Below are 18,965 nucleotides of genomic sequence, written 5' to 3'. Positions count from 1 at the left end.
CACAGGAAACCGCGTTATGAATCGAGTCATCAACGATCCCGACCAAGTGGTCGAGGACATGCTGCGCGGCATTCTGGTTGCGCATCCCGAGCTGTCGCAAGGCGACAGCAATCCCCGAGTCATCAGCAAGACCACGCCTTCACCCCACGGCCGGGTCGGCATCGTCACCGGTGGCGGTTCGGGTCACGAGCCAGCGTTTCTCGGCTATGTCGGCCCCGGCCTGGTCGATGCCGTGGCAGTCGGCGAGATATTCTCTTCCCCTACCGCCAAAAGTTTCTTCGATGCTTTCCGCGCAGCTGATCGTGGCGCTGGCGTGGCCTGCCTGTATGGCAACTACGCCGGTGACAACATGAACGTAAAGCTGGCGATGAAAATGGCCGCCAGCAAGGACTTGCAGATTCGCACCGTGGTCGCCAATGACGACGTGGCCTCGGCACCCAAAGCCGACATTGCCAAACGTCGCGGCGTGGCCGGTGAAATCTTCATGTGGAAGACCGGCGGCGCTGCCGCAGCGCTGGGCTACGACCTGGACGGCGTGATCCGTGTCGCCCAGAAAGCCGTCGATCAGTGCCGCTCCATCGGCTTCGGCCTGACGCCCTGCACCATCGCGGCAGTCGGCAAGCCCAACTTCCAGATCCCGGACGGCCAGATGGAACTGGGTATCGGCCACCACGGCGAACCCGGCATTGAGGTCATCCCCATCGAGTCCGCCGGCGCCATGGCCGAACGCATGCTGGCACCGATTCTCGCCGACCGGGATTTCCATCAGGACGACAGCGTCGTGGTGCTGGTGTCGGGACTCGGCGCCACGCCGGTCATGGAGCTTTACATCTTCTACGCCGAAGTCGAACGCCAGCTCAAGGCGCGCGGCCTGAACATTCATCGCTGCTACGTCGGTAACTACTTCACGTCCCTGGAAATGATGGGCGTGACCCTGACCCTGCTGGGCCTGGACGCCGAGCTGAAAACCCTGATCGACCACCCTTGCCGTTCCATCGGCATGACCCAGGCGGAATGAACCATGAGCCAGCATTTTTCCTCTCGTGACGGTAGCGCCATCGTCACCGATCTGGTCACCGTGATCGTGGCCAACCGTGAATACCTCAGTGAAGTCGATGGTGCCATCGGTGATGGTGACCACGGCATCAACATGGCCAAGGGTTTTGCCCACTGCGGTCGCAGCATCGAGGGTCGACAACTGACCCTTGCCGAGGCACTCGATGAACTTACGCTGAGCCTGATGGAAGGCATCGGCGGCTCCATGGGTCCGTTGTACGGCAGCCTGTTCATTGGGATGGCCGATGAAGTACGCGGCAGTGAGCAGATCGACGCAGCAACTTTCGCACATTTGTTGCGCGGCGGGCTCACGTCCCTGCAGGACATCACCGAAGCGGGCGTGGGCGACAAGTGCCTGATGGACACCTTGATTCCAGCCGTCGAAGCCTTCGAACAGGCCCACGCCTCGGGCGCCTCGTTCAACGATGCGCTGGAAGCCATGAAACGCGCAGCCTCACAGGGACGCGACTCGACCAGGGACCTGATGGCCAAAATCGGCCGCGCCAGCCGTCTGGGCGAACGCTCTATCGGCGTGCTGGATGCCGGCGCGGTGTCGTGCTGTCTGATCCTGACCCGGCTGGCGGATTCGGTGCAGCCACGGCTGGTCGGTGCCCTGCCCTAGAGTTCAAACCTGATTCGCTGCTCGCGGCGCTGGGCTGGCGGCAAGGCTTCGCCACGCCTCACCGCTGCCAGCATCTGCTCGACACCCACATGAATGGCATCGGCCGGAACATTGCAAGGTTTGAAGTTCGCTACATTATCCAGACCTTCCCGATGGGCACGGATGATCTTCACGTCCTGCTGGATAACGAGGTGCGTATAAAGGTGGATGAGCGGACGCATCAGCCGTAGCATCCAGCGCGGCACTGGAAAGCGGTACGCGATATAGGTGTAGACCCTGGACTGACGTTCGTTGACCGGAGTGATCTGGCTAACGATCAGAAATCCCGAGCGCCGCCCCCACAGGTAGTCGCAAAACGTCACGTTGGGCGCCAGAAACCGATCAGTGTGAACAAGTGGTTCGGCATCCGGATTGGTCAGCCAGTGCAGGATGCCGATCTTGTCGGCTTCGTCGTGGTAGGACACTTCGATGCTGTGGGCCTTGCAGGCCAGCGTCGCCTCCATCGCTCTGCCGCTGCTTGACCTGAAAATACCCTCGTGGACAAACACCGTGTGGGGTACGTCCAGAAAGTTCTGTACCAGGCTGCCGACGTCTGCTTCGAAGGTATTGAGCATGAAGTAAGACTGCCACGGCTGCTCACCGTAAGCAGGCAACCTGAATATCGGTTTGGCATGGGCCTCGCCCGTGCCGGTGTAGACCCAGACCAGACCGTCCTGCTCGCACACCGCAAAGTGCCGTTGCCGATAGTGGTAGCCCGGCGATCGCGGCGAGGCCTTATCGGCGTCGACGCTCGGAATATGGACCACGTGACCCTGCGCGTCGTAACGCCAGCCGTGGTAAGGGCATTCAAGGCAGTCGTCAGCGACCTTGCCTGCCGACAATCGCGTACCTCGGTGTACACACTGATCGAGGAGCGCAACGACATGCCCGCTTTTCTGCCGGAACAACACGATATTAAGGCCCAGTATCGTGGCGCGATGCGGCTTGCTCTTCAATTCCCTTGCGGTGCAGGCCACGTACCAGTGTTCGAGCGTCGCGTCATGAGGCGTTGGATTTTCGCGGTTCACGGGGGCAGTCACAGATCTTTTTCCGTCATGGCAAGGAGGGCTCGGGCAGTTTCCAGCCGACTGATCAGCCGGCCGGGCTTTACATCGCCAGCGCGAATCCCGCCGATTTCAGAAGCCCGTTGTAACAATCCTGCAAGCCGTTGCGCGCCCCCGCTGACGACGCGAACGCAGACCGGCCCCAACTGCCCCAGTTTTCGTGCCTGTGCGTAGTGAAAAGACGCTTGCAGCGCACGGTCGATTGCTTCCGCAAGACCGTTGACCTCGCCCGTGGCAGAGCTTGCCAGCAGGACGGTGTAGCTCGCTGGCGAGGCCTGTGCGTCGGCCACCAGGCAAGCGTCGTCGGCTGTGTCGAGGCAACCCTGCAAAACACGCTCGACGAATGGCTCATCCAGTTTCTCTCCCACCAGATCACAGGTGTTGGCGGCGCGGCCTATAAACTCCACGCGGGGTGTGCGTCCGGTGTGACCCACGACGCGAACCCTGTCGCCGAGGGCATAGCGATACAGCCCGCTCCCGGTGGTCAAAAGTACTTGGACAGTCTCACCCATACGCAGCGAGTGGGCACCACGCGACGAGCCGTTTTCGTCGAGAAATTCGAGGTGGTGGCTGCCGATTGCCAGTGGACAACCCGGCCCGGCGCCCACCGGTATGCTGAGCACGCCTTCGGTGGCGAGCAAGCCTTTGGGCAGCCACCGGGCCTGAGGAAAATGCGACGCCAATCGCGTTGCGTACCCGTGGCTAGGCCCATCCATCCAGCAACTGACTGCTGCCAATCGTGGCCACAGGCGGGTACACAACCCGGTTGCTCTGGCATGGCGTAGCGCCTGTTGACGCTCGGCGGGTAACTGAGTCTCCACCCAGTCAAACACATGGCGGTTATCGGCCGAGTCGATGTCAAACAGCGGTTGCAACAGGCTGGTGAGAAAGGTCGGGCTCCAGACGCTGATAAAGCTCAGGTCTTCAGCGGCCACCAGCGCCAACAGTGTTTGCCTGCGCCAGCGCGTTGCGTCCTCAACCAGGTCGGGCATCAACAACGTACCCGCCAATGAAGCAATCGCACTGCCCTCCAGGTAGGCCAAGTCACTGGTCGAACCGATGGCGATGCCATTTTCGGCTATCGCCTGCGCCTGCATGGGCGGCGACATTGACCAATACCCGCTGCCGTCGCCTATTTCGGGAATATGGCGGTGCATATCGGCAAGCCATACGGTCAGCGCACCCTGCAACTCGCCAAGGAACGAGCGTGTGTAGGGAATGTGTTTCTGAACAGCGCTGCTGCCGCTCGTGCGCTCGAAAAACAAGGGCGCCTCGCGGGTCAGTATCGGCCCCGACTCACGTTGGGCCCTCTGTATCCAAGGTGCAAGCTGCGTGTAGGTCTGCATTGCAACCTTTTCGCGGAACCGGGTCGAATCGGTTATGGAGGCGAATTCATGAGCGCGCCCGAACGCGCTGTCGCGGTTGGCGGCGAGCAAACGCTGAAGTATCCGCTCCTGAGTGAGCTCAGGCTCCTCGAACATTGCGTGCCAGTGATCGAGGGTTGACTGTGCGCCGTCAGAGAACGAGCGCCACAGCGCATGTTTTGATTGATCGACAGGTCGCATCAGAAATAGGTCTTGTCGAGCGACGACACATCTTCAGGCATACGCTGCGGCGGACTGAACACCTGTAACCAGCCGTACCACAGAGGCCGCGTTTCCTTCAGATTGGAGGCGGCATGCATGTGCTGCCAGTGCATGGAGGGATGCCGGTGGTGCGTCAGGTTGTAATTGAAATTCAGGAAGGCCCAGCGCACCACACGCGGCGCGCGCAAATTATAGGCCCCCTCGACAACATCGATCGGTGTGCGCATGTGATAGACCCATTGCAGCGATGACCATGAAAAACCGAACGCAATGTAGGCAATCAGCACGACGTGCCACGTCCAACCCAGCACCAGGGCGGCCAGCAGCCAGGCGCTCACGCTGGCGACGACTTCGAGGCGAATGCGCCGAAAATCCTGGACGGAAAAGTCCTTGAACGCGGCCGCATAGGTATTGACCTCACCCCGTTGCGCCCATCGATCAGCGAAACGTGCGGGCAGCAACGGGAGTAACAGGCTGCCAATAAACGCCGCCAGCCATATTCCGCCGAGCACGGCGAAGTAATATTCAAGCCGCTTTCGCAGCAGGGATTCGTCGGGCATCGCGAAATCAGCCAGTTCTGCGCGAGTGCGATTACGCGTGTGGTGGCCCAGGTGGTTGATGTGGATCAGCGTGGCAGAAGCGCCAAACAAGGTCGAGGCCCACCACATGATCAAATAGTTGGTCGTTTTCCTGCTGTGCGCCAGACCATGAAAGGCCTCGTGCATCATGGAAAAGACGCCCTGCATGATCAGGCAGAACGGAATCAGCACCAGCCATTTCCAGGCACCTGAATGAGCGTGGGACAGCCAGGTCAGCGTTGTGGCCCATAGCAGGGTTTGTGCGCCCACAACGCTCAGGTTAGCGATGTCGAACCGCTGTGATGGCGAAGTATCCATGATCGAGCACACCCTGTCCCTGTGACAAACCACGGAGTATACCGGTGCGCCAACAATGTATCGAACCCTCTGAGGGTCCGGTGCCATTCGGGGCTTGCAGCTGTGCATGCCGACTCTATGGGTAAGGTACTGTCGCTCGACACCGCCAAACGCGGTAGCCTGTGCGCCTTGATGACTAAGGTAATCTGCGCGACATGTCGATTTTCAAACGCCTGCTGTCCAAACGCTCGGCGGCGCAGATAAACGCCGTGGAAATCCCCCACAGGTCCGTCCGCTTCATGCTTGACGAAAGCATCCCTCGCCACTGGCATCATCGTCGGCCGCACATCACCCGCTTTTTTGACGGCCTGTCGCTGATGTTTCCGGTTGGCGAAAGGGTTTTCATTGAAAGCGTCATGCACTATCGCCCTCTTATTCAACGAAACCCCACACTACTCAAAGCGGTTGACGGTTTCGTCTATCAAGAGGCCACGCATATTCGTGAACATCGGGCTTATAACCTGTGGCTGAAGGCTCAGGGCGCACCCGTCGAGCATCTTGAAAGCCTGTTGCAGCGGCGCATCGAGAGAAACGATTGGTTGCCTGCACCGATAAGACTGGCCCTGACGGCGTGCCTGGAGCATCTGACCTCGATCATCTCCGATCAGGTATTGCGTAACCCCGGCGTGCTGGCGGGTGCGGATCCGGTCATGGCCAGACTCTGGCGTTGGCATGCCATTGAAGAGACTGAGCACAAGGCGGTGGCGTTCGACGTCATGTGCGTGGTCGAAACCAACCGGTTGCGAGGTTATCTGCGGCGCTGTGCATTGATGTTCATCGTGGCAGCCAGCTTCCTGTTCGACCTGACGCATTTCACCTACATACTGGTGCGAAGTGATCGGCAACATCACAGTTGGCGGGAGTGGTTGCGATTGCAGTGGTGGCTGTTCGTGAATCCCGGCCTGCTGACGCGCATCGTGCCGGCAGCGCTGCTCTGGTTCGTGCCAGGCTTTCATCCGGACCGACTGGACAGCCGCGACGTGCTTGAGGATGCCCGTCGGGCCTTTGACGAGTCTTTCGTGCCCGCTGCGCAGGCAGAGCACTGATGGCGCGACCGACCTGGACACCCGAAGGCTTCGATGACTGGCAATCGTTCTTTCCGGCAACCGGGTTTGTGCGTCCGCCAGCGCCTCTGGACTTGACTGACCGTTTTATCAGTTGCTGGCATCAGCCTGAGGCTCGACTCCCGAAATCCACGTTGATTGTGCTGATCGCGGGCCTCTATTCGGAGTTCATGCCTCGCTGCTTCCATGGCGTTCCTCGGGCGTTGAAATCGTCAGGCCATGAAGTGTTGCGTGTGCCCGTGCGCTCATCCAGAGGTGTCATGGCGCAGGGCTCGCATATCAGCAAAGTGCTCGCGACTCATCTGAGGCAGGGTCAGCGCTTTGTGGTGCTGGCCCACAGCAAGGGGGGCCTCGATGCGCTCGCCGCGCTGGCACAGTCTAATGAACTCCAGAAAGCCTGTGACGGCATCGCACTGGTCCAGCCGCCTGCTGGCGCTTCAACGCTGGTGGATGAATTGCTGGACCGTACACCCGGCATCGGCCGAACGGGCCTCCCTGCCCCATACTACCGGTTTGACCGGCTGCGCCGTACGCTGGTCAATACGCGCTGGCTGGCAGGCGCGACACGGGACATCAGCAGTCGCCGCGACCCGAAAATAACCCAGCTGCTCGATGAGTTGCCCGGCAATCTGAACGCCGTGCATGTGGTCAGTTGGTCTGCGTCAGGGCATTCATTTCTCGACACCCATCACACGCGGCTCGACAGATTGCGCCCTCGACACGCCCACGACGGTCAGTTCTATATCGAACGATTGTGCCTGCCCAACGTGCCGCAGATCTGCCTGCCCCATCTGGATCATGGCCAGCCAGTGCTCGGGGGCGGAGGTTTCGATCAGGTCCGTTTCTGGATGACGCTGCTGGATGTTCTTCAGCCGTCCAGCCGGAATCCGCAGGCCAATTAGACTTGACGGCTACACCAGATAGATTTCGAAACCTGGAATCCGATCCGCGTTTTCACTGAGAAACGGCCGCGCCTCGGGATTACAGGGTGCTGTGTACAAATCCATCGCGGTAGAGATTGAGCGGTAGCGATTCATCGCGGGCCAAAGCGGATCACCGTCGTACAGACAAAGCTGCATCAAGGCGTACTGCCCACAAACTTGTGCCCAGGCGACATCCAGCAGAGCGGCAAACACCGCCGGGTCACGTCGTTTTATCTGTAGGTGGGTCAGGTAGATATCCTGTAGCGCGTCACCCGGCGCGGCAATGCCCGGCCTGCCTGCGAGCGGTGCAAGTGCGTTGTATCCGCGCCGCAACAGTTGGTGTCCTGCCGGTAGCTGCTCAACCACGATGCGCTTGATCTGTCCGGAATCCCACGGCGCGACACATCCCAGAATGTTGTCGCAGGGGTCTACCGCGATCAGGAATGAATCAAGGCTGAAACCAGGCCAGTCTCGCAACCTTCTGCTGAACTCTGTTTCGCTAAACACATTGCCGAACGGCTGCTGAGCCGACTCGTCGTCGATAAACGCTCTTAGCACATCAAGATGGCTCGGCGTTGCCTGTATGACGCGCACATGGGCCGGGATGCGCGGCGCACTGCCCCAACCACGTTGGGCGTAAATCGAAACGTTGCTGTAGCCGCGCCAGTGCGCGAGCTTGAGGGGGTTGGCCTGGCGACGTCTGAGCAGCGACCGTGTCGCCAGCGTGTTGTCGCGGATGACGCAGCAATAGGCGTGTTGAACACCGGTTTCCAGTGAAAGCTCGCCGAGTCGCGACTGCACTTGCGCCATCCAAGAGCGGGACAGTGCCCGGTCAGGCACGAGACGCAAATCGCCCAGATAGGCCACCTGCTCGACACCGTGATGCATATAACCCTCACGAACAACCAGGCTGGCGGTGCCTTTCACAACCCCGTCCTCGCTTGAAGCCAGCCAGGTGCGGTGGTCGGGTGCGTGGCAGCGATGCAAGGCAAAATAATCCGGGCTGCGATCAAAGCGCAGAGGTACGCGGCCAGGCATCGCGTGGCGCTTCTGAAAATCAAGCAGCTGCGGATTGTCCGAAGGGAGCGCCTGACGAATCAACACGCAGAAGGCTGCGCGGTGACAAACAGGCGTCGGGCGAAGGGGCGCAGGTTTTCAGGCGTAAGCTGGCACAGGCACACCAACTCGTCCCCGTTGGCATAGCCCGGGTTGCGCTCCAGAAAATAGGCGACCTCCTCAAGCCTTGAGTGGTTCTCCGGCACCTCTGCCAGCGTTGGAACGAGGCGACCTTGAGGCGTCTGGAAGCGCAGCAAGCCTGTCGTCGAGTCGTACGCATCGCCGAAGTGGGTGGTGGCCAGATGATCCATTAACGCCTGCACGTCCGGAGCTGTCACCTGACCTGCACGCGGCGCATAATTCAGTATCATGGCGCGCAGATAGCGATACGTGCGATGCCCCTTGCAGATCAGAAACCAGTAAAAAGGAACCTGCGGACGCTGTCGCCACAGATCGCCCACGAGCCGCGACCAGGCAAACGTCAGTTGCTGACTGCCCCAGTGCTCGGGATCGATGATTGTATCGCCGGAGAACACAAATCTTTTCAGCTGGTTCTGCCAGAGCATCTCGAACAGCTTCAACGTCGTAAAACCGACGATTCGATCACCCGCGTCACGCAGAATGACGCAATGCGTCTTGTCATCAAGATCGTGTCCAAACCGAATCCGGCAGGTATCCTGATAGCAAGCCGAGTAAAGTTCGAACATCTGCTTGATTTCATTCAGTGACAGATCAGCACATTCAACGGTGGTAGCGCGCAAACTCATGGAAGACTTCGATAGTTGGAAACACACTGGCCGGATTCTGACGGGGTGGACCGCTCAGGGCAATCAAACTGTCTGCCGTTTTGACGTTGCAGCCCCGACTGCGAGCGGATCCCCCCGGTTACCCGCACTTGCCAACCTTTGATCCAGGCCGTCCGTACATGCCCCCTTCTCGACTCGACCCGAACCCAGTCACCCGCCCTTTTGCCTGGCTGATCGCCTACCTGTTGGTCACCGGCGTGCTGTATTTCCTGGTGACGCATTTTCCAATGGGCGTGGTTAACGTCATCGAGCCGGGGGCCGTCGACCGCTATATCCCTATGCTGCCTTTGTCGCTGCCGCTCTACTTGAGTTACATGCTGGTGATGCCCGTGCTTGTCTTTCTGGGGCGCACGTCAGACTGGCTGCTGCCAGTATTTTTTGCTGGCGCACTGGCCGCCGGGCTGTGTCTGGTCTGCCACTTGTTTTTGCCGACCATGATCGTACGCCCGGACAGCCTTCATGCGGCGCTCGACTGGCTGTATCACTTGGACAAACCATTGGCAGCGTCGCCCAGCGGGCACGTGGCGTTGCCCGTTGCAATCGCCCTTACCCTGTTCGGCCTCAGGGTGCGCCATGCCCTGGCATTTGCCGTGTGGAGTCTGGTGCTGATGATGAGCGTCATGACGACCGGGCAACATCTGTTCGCCGACATGGCCTTTGGCGTTGCCATTGGGGTGGGCTGCGCAGCGCTGACGCTGTTGCTCAGACGCTTTGCCATAGACCTGCGCACAATGGGAGCGCTGTTGCTGGAGTGGCTGTGCATCATCGTTACACTGCGCATTGCGCTGTATATGGCCGACTGGAGAATCTGCGTCGCGGCCATGATCATCATCGCCGCCCGACAGCATGCCCTGTTTGTCTTGTATCACGATGCCACGCACTACCACCTGACGCGTCGGCGCAGCGTCAACGACTTTCTGATCAATGCCGCCATCGGCGTTCCGGGGCTTGTTCCAATCGAGTTCTACCGGCCTCTGCACCTTGAGCATCATCGACATCTTGGCACCGAGCAGGATCCAGAACGGCGTTTTCTATACCACCGTCAACCCTGGTGCTTCACACCGTTGGGCGCCGGGCCGTTGCTCAGGCAACTGGCGGGCGACCTCCTGCTGGTCAACACCGTGCGCAACCTGATCGCTTACCGGGCCAGCGGGGGTGCGCCGTTGCCGGTGACGCGTCCTTTGATTGCTGGCGTGCTGGTGTGGGTTTTCATTCTGGCGCTTCTTGTCTGGCAGTGTTCGGCGCACCAACTGGCGCTGTTGGCTATGCTGTGGTTCGTCCCGCTCGTCACGCTCGGCGCCCTGCTTCAGAAAATCCGCAGCATGGCCGAACACAGCGGCGGTCCCGGCTCCACACCCGGCTGGCAGGCATGGACCTACTCATGGCGCGTGGGCTGGCTGGGACGGTTCTTCATCTGGCCCTATCACATCAACCTGCACCTGCAGCATCACCGGGCCGCAGGTGTTCCGTGGCATGCACTGCCCACGACAGTCAGCGCCGACGAGGCACTGATAGCGTCCCGCAAGCTGCCCGACTTGATGTGGTCCAGGCGCCGTTAGCCCGGTTTGCGGCAAACCTGCCTGGGTCAGGCAAATGCCCTGGCACGTCGGCTCAGCTTTCTGAGCACACCTCGGGAAACACCGGCTCCCCCAGATTCAGCATCAACCGATTGGCCCAGGCGAAAATCGAGATCGCGTGGATCAGGTCCAGTATCTGTGCGTCGTCCAGCCCCTGCTCGCGTAGCGCGCTGATACTTCCGGCATTGAGCGAAGCGGGTTCAAGCGTCAGGTCGATGGCGAACCGGACGATAGCGCGCTCCCGATCATTGGTCCCTGCGGTAGCCGGGTCGGCGAACACCTGAGCGATGACGTCGTTGCGCTTGGCCAGTTGCTCGAAGCGCTGCGCATGCACCGAGGCACAGTACACACAGCTGTTGATGCGAGAGACCACGGTGCTGGCCAGTTCCCGCTCGGCGCGGGACAGACCACCTGGCGCGTACATGATGGCGTTGAATGCCTGAGAACGCTGACGAAGAATCGCCGGGTGATGCGCCAGGGTCAGGTAGTAATCCGAGGTTTTGGCCTGCGGATGGCTTTCTTCAAGCACGGCGAGCTGTTCAGGCGTAGCGCTGTTCAGATCGACGGTGGGCAGCCAGGCTTTCCAGCCAAGCACCTGATTGGTGAAGCCATTGCTTTCGATAAGCTCGCTCATTGGGCTGCTCCGGCAGAGTGCAGTGCAGCCAGCCCGGCGGCCAGACGCACTTGATAGGACATAAACGCAATCAGCTGTGCGAGCACCACGATTTCGGCGGTGCTCAACCCTTCGTGCTGCAATGCCAGCAGCGCGGCCTGATCACCATGCACCGGCGACTCGATCAACGTGCGGGTGAAACGCAGAATCGCCGCCAGCCGTGCATCGTCCAGTACATCAATGGCGCCCGCATCGACGTCGGCCAGTACCGAAGCTTTTATTCCCAGAGCCTGCAATTGCTTCAGGTAATGCGCGGTCAGCGTGGCCTGCTCGCCGAGCCTTGCGGCGTAATAGGCCACCCACAGGCGCTCGCTCAGCGACAGGTCGTTATCCAGCGCCGGATCGAAAAACAGGTTCTGACTGCCTTGGGTTGCCGAAGCCACTTTTTCACGCGCGTGGCGGATCTGGTGCAAAGGGCTGCCTGGCGCAATATTCAGCAGACTGTCGAGCAGATCCGGCTGTGGGTGAATTTCAGTCGTCAACGTCATGGGCATTCTCACTGTGAGTGTGGCCTTCGCACCGCGCGTCAAATGCTGATGCGAAGGCAGAGAGATCAGGGTTGTTCGGTGACCATGGTCGCAGCTGTGCGGTCGCTGACCAGTGGCTCGACTTTCAGGCCTTTGCGCGCTGCCCAGATGTTCTGATAGTGGAACAATGGAATGATGCCCACGTCATCGCTGACGACCTTGACCGAGTCCTGAAGAATCTGGCGGCGTTTGGCTTCATCGAATTCGGCGGTCGAGTCGGCGAGCGCCTTGTCCACCAACGGGTTGCTGTAGTGACCCCAGTTGGATGCGCCCTGCCCCTTGGCGCTGTCGACGGTGGTCAGGATATTGGTCAGCGCGTACGCCGCCTCGCCCGTTCCGTTACCCCAGGCGATGACGCTGATCGCCAGTTCGTTCTTGTTGGCCTTACCGGCATAAACCGCCCATGGCAGCACTTCCAGCTGGACCTTGACGCCAATGCGCGACCAGAACTGCGCGACGGCTTGCATCACTTCCGGTGCCTGCGGGTAGCGATCGCCAGGCACATGCACGGTCAATTGAAAGCCCTCGGGAAATCCGGCCTGCGCCAGCAGGTCCTTGGCCTGCTTCGCGTCATACGGGATGTTCTTCACGTCCGGGTTGTAACCGAAGGTATTGGCTGGCATCCACTGATTGGCCTCGGTCACGGTGCCTTGCATGATGCGTTCATTGATGGCCTGACGGTTGATGGCCAGCGACAGTGCCTTGCGCACCCTGACGTCGAGCAGCGGGTTTTCGGGCAGCGGCTTGCCCGCATTGTCGCGAATGAATTCGTTGGGGCCGGCGCGGAAACTCGGCTGAATCAGCAACGCCCGCAGGCCCTGATAGGCATAGACCTTGACCGTCGGTGTCTGGCGCAAGCGTGCCACATCGGTCGGAGAAACCTTGTCGATCACATCGACGTCGCCTGCCAGCAATGCGGCAGTCCGGTTGGCCGCGTTGGCGATGAAACGGTAATCGACCTTGTCCCAGGTCGGCTTCGCGCCCCAGTACGCATCGTTGCGCTCGAAAACCGTTCGGTCGCCCGGCACGAACGACACGAAACGATAAGGGCCGGTGCCGATCATGGCCTTGCCGGAGTTGTAGTCGGCACTGCTGGCGTTGGCGCCTGCGTGACGGCTGACGATGTAGATCGAATCGACGTCCGGCAGCAGGTTGGCGTTGGGCAGGCGGGTCTTGATGATCAGCGTGTGGTCGTCCCTGGCGGTCACGGATGCAACCGTGCGCGTGGCTCCGGCGTAGGACGCCACGCTGCCCGGCACGTTGCGGGCGCGCTCGAAGGAGAACACCAGATCATCCGCAGTCAGTGGCTGGCCGTCCTGCCATTTGACGTCATCACGCAGGTCGAACTCCCACGTGGTGTCATCGACCACTTTCCAGCTTTTCGCCAGGCCCGGCAGCGTCTTGTCGTCGCGGCGGCTGACCAGCGACTCGAACGCATGCAAGGCGACCGAACGGTCTCCTGCGTAGTTGTTCAGTTGCGGATCGAGGGATGAGATCGGGTCGGCATAGCCGATACGCAGGCTCTGCGCCGCCGCACTGCCTGCGGCCAGAACAAGGGCTGAAGCTAACAGGGAACGAACAAGTGGTTTCATGAGAATTCCTGGTACGCAATCAATGGCAAGAGGGAGCACGAGCATCTGCGCGCTCGTTCAGAGGTTGTCGTTGAGGTGACACGCGCTCCGGTGGTTCGGCGAAACCTCCCTCAGCGCTGGAACTTCTTCGCGGCAGCGCGCCATGGCGTGCGGGCAGCGAGGATGGAAATGACACCCGGCAGGCGGGTTCAGCGGGCTGGGGATTTCCCCTTTGATCGCGTCATAACGGGTACTGCGGATATCGAAACGCGGGATCTGCGCCAATAACGCCTGGGTATAAGGATGATTGGCACGGGCGAACAGATCGTCGACCGATGCCGTTTCGACTACCCGGCCCAGGTACATCACGACGACCCGGTCACACAGGTGCTCGACCACCCCAAGGTCATGGCTGATGAACAGATACGTCAGGCCCAGCTCATCGCGCAGGTCCATGAACAGGTTGAGAATCTGCGCCTGGATCGACACGTCCAGCGCGGCGACCGACTCATCGCACACCAACAGCTCGGGCTGCACGGCCAGCGCTCTGGCAATACCGATGCGCTGGCGCTGACCACCGCTGAACTGGTGCGGGTAACGCTGGCGCAACTGCGGACTGAGCCCGGCGCGCTGCAGTTGCGCACTGACGTAGTCGTCCATGCCTTTGCTGTCGGTCAGGCCATGCAGCAGCGCACCTTCGCCGATGATACGGTCGACCCGCAGACGCGGATTGAGGCTCGACGACGGGTCCTGAAAGATCATCTGTACCTTGAGGCGCAACGCCTTGCGCTCGCTGGCCGTCAGGTTGTCGACGGGCTTGCCGTCCACCGACACCGAGCCCGAAGACACCGGCAGCAGTCCGGCGACCATGCGCCCGAGTGTCGACTTGCCGCAGCCGGACTCCCCGACCAGTCCCACCACCTCGCCCCGTGCGATGCACAGGTCCACGCCATCTACCGCATGGGTGACAGGTCTGGGTCGCGTCAGGTGCAGGCGCTGCAGAACGCCTTGAACGGAGCGTTCAGCCACCGGCTTGCCGAATGTCTTTCTGACCTGATGCAGTTCGATCAGGGGAATCTGTTCACTGGACATCGGCGGCTCCCGGATGAAAACAACGCACCGTCTGGCCGGGCGCGATTTCGCGTGGCGCAGGTTCCTGCGCACAGACCGACGAGGCTCTTGGACAACGGGCGGCAAACGCGCAGCCTTCCGGCATCGACAGCAGATCCGGCGCCATGCCGGGAATCTGCCGCAGGCGCTGACCTCGCCGGTTACGACTGGGCAGGCTGTCGATCAGCCCTTGGGTATAAGGATGTTGCGGGCGGTCCAGCACATCGGCGACCGAGCCCTGTTCGACGATGCGCCCGGCGTACATGACCGCCACGTCGTCGGCCAGCCCGGCCACCACGGAAAGATCATGGGTGATCCAGATCAGCGACGTGCCCTGCTCCCGAACCAGCTTCTGCACTTCGCTGAGAATCTGCGCCTGAATGGTCACGTCCAGCGCGGTGGTCGGCTCATCGGCAATGATCAGGTCCGGGGCGTGCAACAGCGCGATGGCAATCGCCACACGCTGACGCATGCCGCCTGACAACTGATGCGGGTAGGCGCGCAGGCGCTCTTCAGGGCTGGCAATGCCCATCAGCGCCAACGTGCGGCTGGCGTGCTCACGTGCTTCGCGCTTGCTGACCGGACGATGCGCGCGAACGGCCTCGACCATCTGCGTGTCGACCCGCAGCACAGGATTGAGGGTCATCATCGGATCCTGAAAGATCATCGCGACCCGATTGCCCTGCACGTCGCGCAATTGCGAGGCCGTGAGTTTCGTCAGGTCACGCCCCTTGAACAGCACCTGACCTGCGCTGATACGGCCCGGCTCGTCGACCAGTCCCAGAATGGAAAACCCCGTCACCGATTTGCCCGATCCCGATTCACCGACCAGTCCGAGAATCCGGCCCGGTTGCACGCTTAACGACACATCACGCACGGCCGGTAGCACGCCTGCACGGGTGTAGAACGAGGTGCACAGGCCGCGCACATCAAGGGTCGGCTGTTCAGCCATCGGCGTTGTTTCAAGCTGGCTCATCGCTGCAACCTCGGGTTCAGCACATCACGCAGCCGGTCGCCCACCAGATTGATCGCGACGATGGTGATCAACAGCGCCAGCCCCGGAAACAGACTGATCCAGTATTCATTGCTGAGCATGTATTGGAAGCCATTGGCGATCAGCAGCCCCAGCGAAGGTTCTGTGACCGGCACACCCAGGCCGAGAAACGAGAGGGTCGCCTCCAGCGTGATGGCGCGGGCAATCTGCAGTGCGCCAATCACGATCAGTGGCGGCAGACAGTTGGGCAGGATGTGGCCAATGACAATGCGCCATGGACCAATGCCCTGCCCGCGCGCCGCGTCGACGTATTCGCGACGGCTTTCAGTCAGGGCCTGGCCCCTTGCGGTGCGGGCGTAATACGCCCATTCCAGCAATACCAGGGTGAGCATCACGTTACCGACGCCCTTGCCCAGCCAGGCGAGAATCATCAGGGCCATGAGAATCACCGGAAACGACAGCAGCAAGTCCACCAGACGCATCAGCAGCGCATCGACCCAGCCGCCTGCATACGCAGAGACCAGCCCCAGCAGCGTGCCGATCACGGCGGCGATCAGTGCCGAACCGATCCCGACCCACAGACTGATGCGCAGGCCGTAAATGATCGCTGAAACCAGATCCCGCCCTTGCCCGTCAGTGCCCAGCCAATAGGTGTAACCGGTGTCCATGTTCGGACTGCCGGGCGCCATGCGGGCATCCATGACGTTCAACTGCATCAGGTCGTAAGGGTTCTGCACCACGATCCAGGGCGCCAGCGCGGCGACCAGAATGATGATCATCAGAACCACCAGACCCAACATGGCAGACGGCGAGCGGGTGAACTCGACCGCCACGCGCCGCCACGGCGACTGCGCCTGCAGACCGACGCTGGCGGTGGCTGTTTTGGAGATGGCATTCATCGGGAAGCCTCGACGCGTACGCGGGGATCGAGCAGGTAATACAGGCCGTCGACGATCAGGTTGAGCACCACGAAAATCACCACGACGACCATCAGGTAAGCGACCACCACCGGGCGATCCAGCATGTTGATGCTGTCCAGAATCAGCTTGCCGGCGCCGGGCCAGGCAAAGATGCTTTCAGTGACCACCGCGTAGGCAATGGTCGAACCCAACTCCATGGCCAGTACCGTCACCACGGGGATCATGGTGTTGCGCATGACGTGCATGCACATCACCCGCAGTGGCGACAGGCCCTTGGCGCGGGCAAATTTGACGAATTCCTGTGGCAGCACCTCACGCACACCGGCGCGGGTCAGGCGCAACACCAGCGAAATCTTGAACAGTGCCAGATTCAGCGCGGGCAACAGCAAGTGCTGCAGGCCGTCCAGCGTCAGCCATGACCATTGCACGCCCAGCCATTCGCGGGTCTCGCCGCGCCCACTGGCGGGCAGCCAGCCCAGCGTGATCGAGAACAGCATGATCATCATCAATGCCACCCAGAACGCTGGCAGCGAGAAGCCGACAATGCTGCCCGCCATCAGCAGCTTCGAAACCGGATGATCCGGCCAGGTCCCGGCGAACATGCCCAGCGGCACGCCGATCACCACGGCCAGAAACAGCGCGCTGAAGGCCAGTTCGAAGGTTGCTGGCAGGCGTTGCAGAATCAGGCGCATCGCGTCTTCGTGGTAAACGAAGCTCTGGCCGAGATTGCCGTGGAGCGCGCCCTTGAGAAAGATCAGGTATTGCTGCCACAGCGGCTTGTCCAGACCCAGATGCGCAATCGCCTGCAGGCGCTCGGCCTGATTGAGGTCTTCGCCCACCAGAATGTCCATCGGATTGCCAATGGCGTTCAGGCCGATGAACACCACCAGGGTCATCAGCAGAATCACCAACAATGACTGTGTCAGCCGACGCAATGCCCAGCCGATCATGAGCGTAACTCGTCGGCAGTTGGCTGGCTGGCAACCCACTCGTCACCCAGCAATTCGGGATCGGCGTAGTTGCGCATGGCCTGAAAGTGCAACGCCACGTCTTCATTGAACAACTGCCCGACCAATGCGTGCGCCAGTCGCTTGGAGCCTTCGCTGATCGCCGGGATGTCACCGGACACTGCGCCGTAGCTCAACGCTGCCGGGTAGCTGAAACAGTGAATGTGCTCGATTCCGGGGCAGGCGCCTGGCGTTTTCTCCTGAAACTCGAAGCAGTTGCCCAGATCCGGCAACTGAGCCAGTTCCGCGTCCTGTTCATCGGCGGCCGCCTTGAAGCGGTCCTGCCAGACGCGAATGTGCGCGGAGAACGGCGCGAACTCCGGCCGCTGCGCAAAGTCGGTCCGAAAACCTGTGGCGAACACCACAAAGTCCGCTTCGATCCGTGCCGACGGCGTGTCCAGCCATACACCACCCGCAGGATTCTGCTCGACACCCACCAGCGGACAACCGAGTAGAAACCGTGTCTTGCCCGAGCCGGAGACCCGCAGCGTACTGCCGCGTGGCGGCGGAACCTGTTGAGTGTTGAGGTAATGACGGAGGCGCCACTTCCACTCATCCGGCAGGCGCCAGTAACCGTGGACCATCCCCGGATTACCTGCGCCCTTGCCCTTGTTGACGCGCGGCAGCACTGCACGGCGAATCATCAGATCGACGCCTGTCGCGCCCGCTTCCAGCGCAGTCGCGGCGCTGTCCATGGCCGAAGCGCCGCCACCGATCACAGCGACGCGCTTGCCTTCGAACCAGTCGTCCTGCAAGCCGTCAGCGGAGTGAGCCCACAAATGCCTGGGCAACGATTTTGCGAAGTCAGGCACCCAGGGGCCGCCCAGTCCGTCACGACCGGTCGCCAGCACCACATGGCGTGCCTCGAAGAAAAGAGTCTGCGACGGTGTTTCAATATCCAGCGCGACCAACCCGTCCGCCCTGGGCGCGACCCGGCTGACACGGTGTTCGTTGCGCACATCCAGGCTCAACACCTTGCGGTACCAGCGCAGGTAGTCGGCCCATTGCAGGCGCGGAATCTTGTCCAGCGTCGCCCAGCCTTCGGCGCCGAACTGCGCTTCGTACCAGGCACGGAACGTGAGCGCAGGAAGCCCGAGCGCCGGACCCGTGAGCTGTTTGGGCGAGCGCAGGGTTTGCATGCGCGCCGTGGTCGCCCAAGGGCCTTCATAGCCTGCGGGCGACTGATCGAATATCACCGCGGCCACCCCAAGATGGCGCAGCTCGGCAGCCAGTGCAAGCCCCGCCATGCCACCGCCGATGATCGCAACGTCCAGCACGGCCCTGCCCTCGCTCTGGCGTGGTTTGACCCACGGGTTGGCAGGCAGGTCCAGCCAGGCAAGGTCCTGACGCAAGCGTGCTTCCAGTGCCGCAAGACCTGCGGGGGCATCTACATGGGGCATTGATCGGTACTCGGCAAATGGTCGGGCAGACAACC

General features: G+C 61.2%; 18 protein-coding genes. 5 read left to right on the top strand and 13 right to left on the bottom strand.

Going from position 1 to position 18,965, the window contains the following annotated elements:
- The first annotated feature begins 16 nt into the window (after positions 1 to 16).
- A complete protein-coding gene (locus QRN20_RS14885) occupies positions 17 to 1,018 on the top strand; it encodes a dihydroxyacetone kinase subunit DhaK (protein WP_285360660.1) in 1,002 nt (333 codons plus the stop codon).
- 3 nt (positions 1,019 to 1,021) lie between these two features.
- A complete protein-coding gene (gene dhaL, locus QRN20_RS14880) occupies positions 1,022 to 1,678 on the top strand; it encodes a dihydroxyacetone kinase subunit DhaL (RefSeq protein ID WP_004885485.1) in 657 nt (218 codons plus the stop codon).
- On the opposite strand, the gene QRN20_RS14875 is transcribed toward dhaL, so the two are convergent.
- Genes QRN20_RS14875 through QRN20_RS14865 form a run of 3 tightly spaced genes read right to left on the bottom strand, consistent with a single transcriptional unit; the run spans position 1,675 to position 5,263 of the window.
- On the bottom strand, positions 1,675 to 2,757 hold the full coding sequence (locus QRN20_RS14875) for a Rieske 2Fe-2S domain-containing protein (RefSeq protein WP_162998901.1): 1,083 nt from the start codon (positions 2,755 to 2,757) through the stop codon (positions 1,675 to 1,677). The genes dhaL and QRN20_RS14875 overlap by 4 nt on opposite strands.
- On the bottom strand, positions 2,754 to 4,346 hold the full coding sequence (locus tag QRN20_RS14870) for a GH3 family acyl-acid amido synthetase (RefSeq protein WP_122545141.1): 1,593 nt from the start codon (positions 4,344 to 4,346) through the stop codon (positions 2,754 to 2,756). The genes QRN20_RS14875 and QRN20_RS14870 overlap by 4 nt, the downstream gene beginning before the upstream one ends.
- Entirely contained in the window at positions 4,346 to 5,263 is a 918-nt protein-coding gene (locus tag QRN20_RS14865; protein ID WP_122419892.1) for a fatty acid desaturase family protein, read from the bottom strand. Before QRN20_RS14865 ends, QRN20_RS14870 begins: the two co-directional genes overlap by 1 nt.
- Before the next feature lie 194 nt (positions 5,264 to 5,457).
- On the opposite strand from QRN20_RS14865, the gene QRN20_RS14860 reads away from it, so the two are divergent.
- Together QRN20_RS14860 and QRN20_RS14855 are read left to right on the top strand one after the other, a co-directional pair.
- Complete coding sequence (locus QRN20_RS14860) at positions 5,458 to 6,348, top strand: metal-dependent hydrolase (RefSeq protein WP_122454277.1); 891 nt, start codon at positions 5,458 to 5,460, stop codon at positions 6,346 to 6,348.
- Positions 6,348 to 7,268 (top strand): lipase family protein, encoded by a 921-nt coding sequence (locus tag QRN20_RS14855; RefSeq protein WP_004885494.1) that lies wholly within the window; start codon positions 6,348 to 6,350, stop codon positions 7,266 to 7,268. The genes QRN20_RS14860 and QRN20_RS14855 overlap by 1 nt, the downstream gene beginning before the upstream one ends.
- A 9-nt stretch (positions 7,269 to 7,277) precedes the next feature.
- Here QRN20_RS14855 and QRN20_RS14850 read toward each other — a convergent pair whose 3' ends face one another.
- Together QRN20_RS14850 and QRN20_RS14845 are read right to left on the bottom strand one after the other, a co-directional pair.
- Entirely contained in the window at positions 7,278 to 8,393 is a 1,116-nt protein-coding gene (locus QRN20_RS14850) for a hypothetical protein (protein WP_122545142.1), read from the bottom strand.
- Positions 8,387 to 9,052: a hypothetical protein gene (locus QRN20_RS14845; protein ID WP_122422201.1), complete on the bottom strand. Its 666-nt coding sequence runs from the start codon at positions 9,050 to 9,052 to the stop codon at positions 8,387 to 8,389. The genes QRN20_RS14850 and QRN20_RS14845 overlap by 7 nt, the downstream gene beginning before the upstream one ends.
- Before the next feature lie 218 nt (positions 9,053 to 9,270).
- Between QRN20_RS14845 and QRN20_RS14840 the strand changes: the two genes are divergently transcribed.
- Positions 9,271 to 10,710, top strand: a complete 1,440-nt coding sequence (locus QRN20_RS14840) for a fatty acid desaturase (protein WP_122559545.1) — start codon at positions 9,271 to 9,273, stop codon at positions 10,708 to 10,710.
- A 52-nt stretch (positions 10,711 to 10,762) separates the two neighbouring features.
- Here the strand turns inward: QRN20_RS14840 and QRN20_RS14835 are convergent, their stop codons facing one another.
- The 8 genes from QRN20_RS14835 to QRN20_RS14800 all read right to left on the bottom strand — a co-directional run bounded on the left by QRN20_RS14835 (position 10,763) and on the right by QRN20_RS14800 (position 18,930).
- Entirely contained in the window at positions 10,763 to 11,362 is a 600-nt protein-coding gene (locus QRN20_RS14835) for a peroxidase-related enzyme (protein WP_122559546.1), read from the bottom strand.
- Entirely contained in the window at positions 11,359 to 11,883 is a 525-nt protein-coding gene (locus QRN20_RS14830) for a CMD domain-containing protein (protein WP_285360668.1), read from the bottom strand. Before QRN20_RS14830 ends, QRN20_RS14835 begins: the two co-directional genes overlap by 4 nt.
- Positions 11,884 to 11,954: 71 nt before the next feature.
- On the bottom strand, positions 11,955 to 13,520 hold the full coding sequence (locus tag QRN20_RS14825) for an ABC transporter substrate-binding protein (protein ID WP_029242705.1): 1,566 nt from the start codon (positions 13,518 to 13,520) through the stop codon (positions 11,955 to 11,957).
- Between the two features lie 57 nt (positions 13,521 to 13,577).
- Entirely contained in the window at positions 13,578 to 14,591 is a 1,014-nt protein-coding gene (locus QRN20_RS14820) for an ABC transporter ATP-binding protein (RefSeq protein ID WP_122491128.1), read from the bottom strand.
- On the bottom strand, positions 14,581 to 15,585 hold the full coding sequence (locus QRN20_RS14815; protein WP_029242706.1) for an ABC transporter ATP-binding protein: 1,005 nt from the start codon (positions 15,583 to 15,585) through the stop codon (positions 14,581 to 14,583). Before QRN20_RS14815 ends, QRN20_RS14820 begins: the two co-directional genes overlap by 11 nt.
- A complete protein-coding gene (locus tag QRN20_RS14810) occupies positions 15,582 to 16,502 on the bottom strand; it encodes an ABC transporter permease (RefSeq protein WP_029242707.1) in 921 nt (306 codons plus the stop codon). The genes QRN20_RS14815 and QRN20_RS14810 overlap by 4 nt, the downstream gene beginning before the upstream one ends.
- Entirely contained in the window at positions 16,499 to 17,473 is a 975-nt protein-coding gene (locus tag QRN20_RS14805; RefSeq protein WP_057408458.1) for an ABC transporter permease, read from the bottom strand. The genes QRN20_RS14810 and QRN20_RS14805 overlap by 4 nt, the downstream gene beginning before the upstream one ends.
- Positions 17,470 to 18,930 carry a SidA/IucD/PvdA family monooxygenase gene (locus QRN20_RS14800; RefSeq protein ID WP_285360652.1) on the bottom strand — a complete coding sequence of 487 codons (1,461 nt, stop codon included), beginning with the start codon at positions 18,928 to 18,930 and terminating at the stop codon, positions 17,470 to 17,472. Before QRN20_RS14800 ends, QRN20_RS14805 begins: the two co-directional genes overlap by 4 nt.
- Between the last annotated feature and the right edge of the window lie 35 nt (positions 18,931 to 18,965).

Source organism: Pseudomonas sp. fls2-241-TYG-175 (assembly GCF_030209155.1).
Taxonomy (GTDB): Bacteria; Pseudomonadota; Gammaproteobacteria; order Pseudomonadales; family Pseudomonadaceae; genus Aquipseudomonas; species Aquipseudomonas viridiflava.
Note: the sequence above shows the minus strand (reverse complement) of the source record. Positions and strands in the feature narration are given on the sequence as shown.

Excerpts from the sequence above, each read along its gene's own strand:
- QRN20_RS14845 (WP_122422201.1), bottom strand. The coding sequence starts at position 9,052 with ATGTTCGAACTTTACTCGGCTTGCTATCAGGATACCTGCCGGATTCGG.
- QRN20_RS14800 (WP_285360652.1), bottom strand. The coding sequence starts at position 18,930 with ATGCCCCATGTAGATGCCCCCGCAGGTCTTGCGGCACTGGAAGCACGC.
- QRN20_RS14855 (WP_004885494.1), top strand. The coding sequence starts at position 6,348 with ATGGCGCGACCGACCTGGACACCCGAAGGCTTCGATGACTGGCAATCG.
- QRN20_RS14870 (WP_122545141.1), bottom strand. The coding sequence starts at position 4,346 with ATGCGACCTGTCGATCAATCAAAACATGCGCTGTGGCGCTCGTTCTCT.
- QRN20_RS14820 (WP_122491128.1), bottom strand. The coding sequence starts at position 14,591 with ATGTCCAGTGAACAGATTCCCCTGATCGAACTGCATCAGGTCAGAAAG.
- dhaL (WP_004885485.1), top strand. The coding sequence starts at position 1,022 with ATGAGCCAGCATTTTTCCTCTCGTGACGGTAGCGCCATCGTCACCGAT.
- QRN20_RS14860 (WP_122454277.1), top strand. The coding sequence starts at position 5,458 with ATGTCGATTTTCAAACGCCTGCTGTCCAAACGCTCGGCGGCGCAGATA.
- QRN20_RS14885 (WP_285360660.1), top strand. The coding sequence starts at position 17 with ATGAATCGAGTCATCAACGATCCCGACCAAGTGGTCGAGGACATGCTG.
- QRN20_RS14805 (WP_057408458.1), bottom strand. The coding sequence starts at position 17,473 with ATGATCGGCTGGGCATTGCGTCGGCTGACACAGTCATTGTTGGTGATT.
- QRN20_RS14840 (WP_122559545.1), top strand. The coding sequence starts at position 9,271 with ATGCCCCCTTCTCGACTCGACCCGAACCCAGTCACCCGCCCTTTTGCC.
- QRN20_RS14810 (WP_029242707.1), bottom strand. The coding sequence starts at position 16,502 with ATGAATGCCATCTCCAAAACAGCCACCGCCAGCGTCGGTCTGCAGGCG.
- QRN20_RS14825 (WP_029242705.1), bottom strand. The coding sequence starts at position 13,520 with ATGAAACCACTTGTTCGTTCCCTGTTAGCTTCAGCCCTTGTTCTGGCC.
- QRN20_RS14865 (WP_122419892.1), bottom strand. The coding sequence starts at position 5,263 with ATGGATACTTCGCCATCACAGCGGTTCGACATCGCTAACCTGAGCGTT.
- QRN20_RS14815 (WP_029242706.1), bottom strand. The coding sequence starts at position 15,585 with ATGAGCCAGCTTGAAACAACGCCGATGGCTGAACAGCCGACCCTTGAT.
- QRN20_RS14835 (WP_122559546.1), bottom strand. The coding sequence starts at position 11,362 with ATGAGCGAGCTTATCGAAAGCAATGGCTTCACCAATCAGGTGCTTGGC.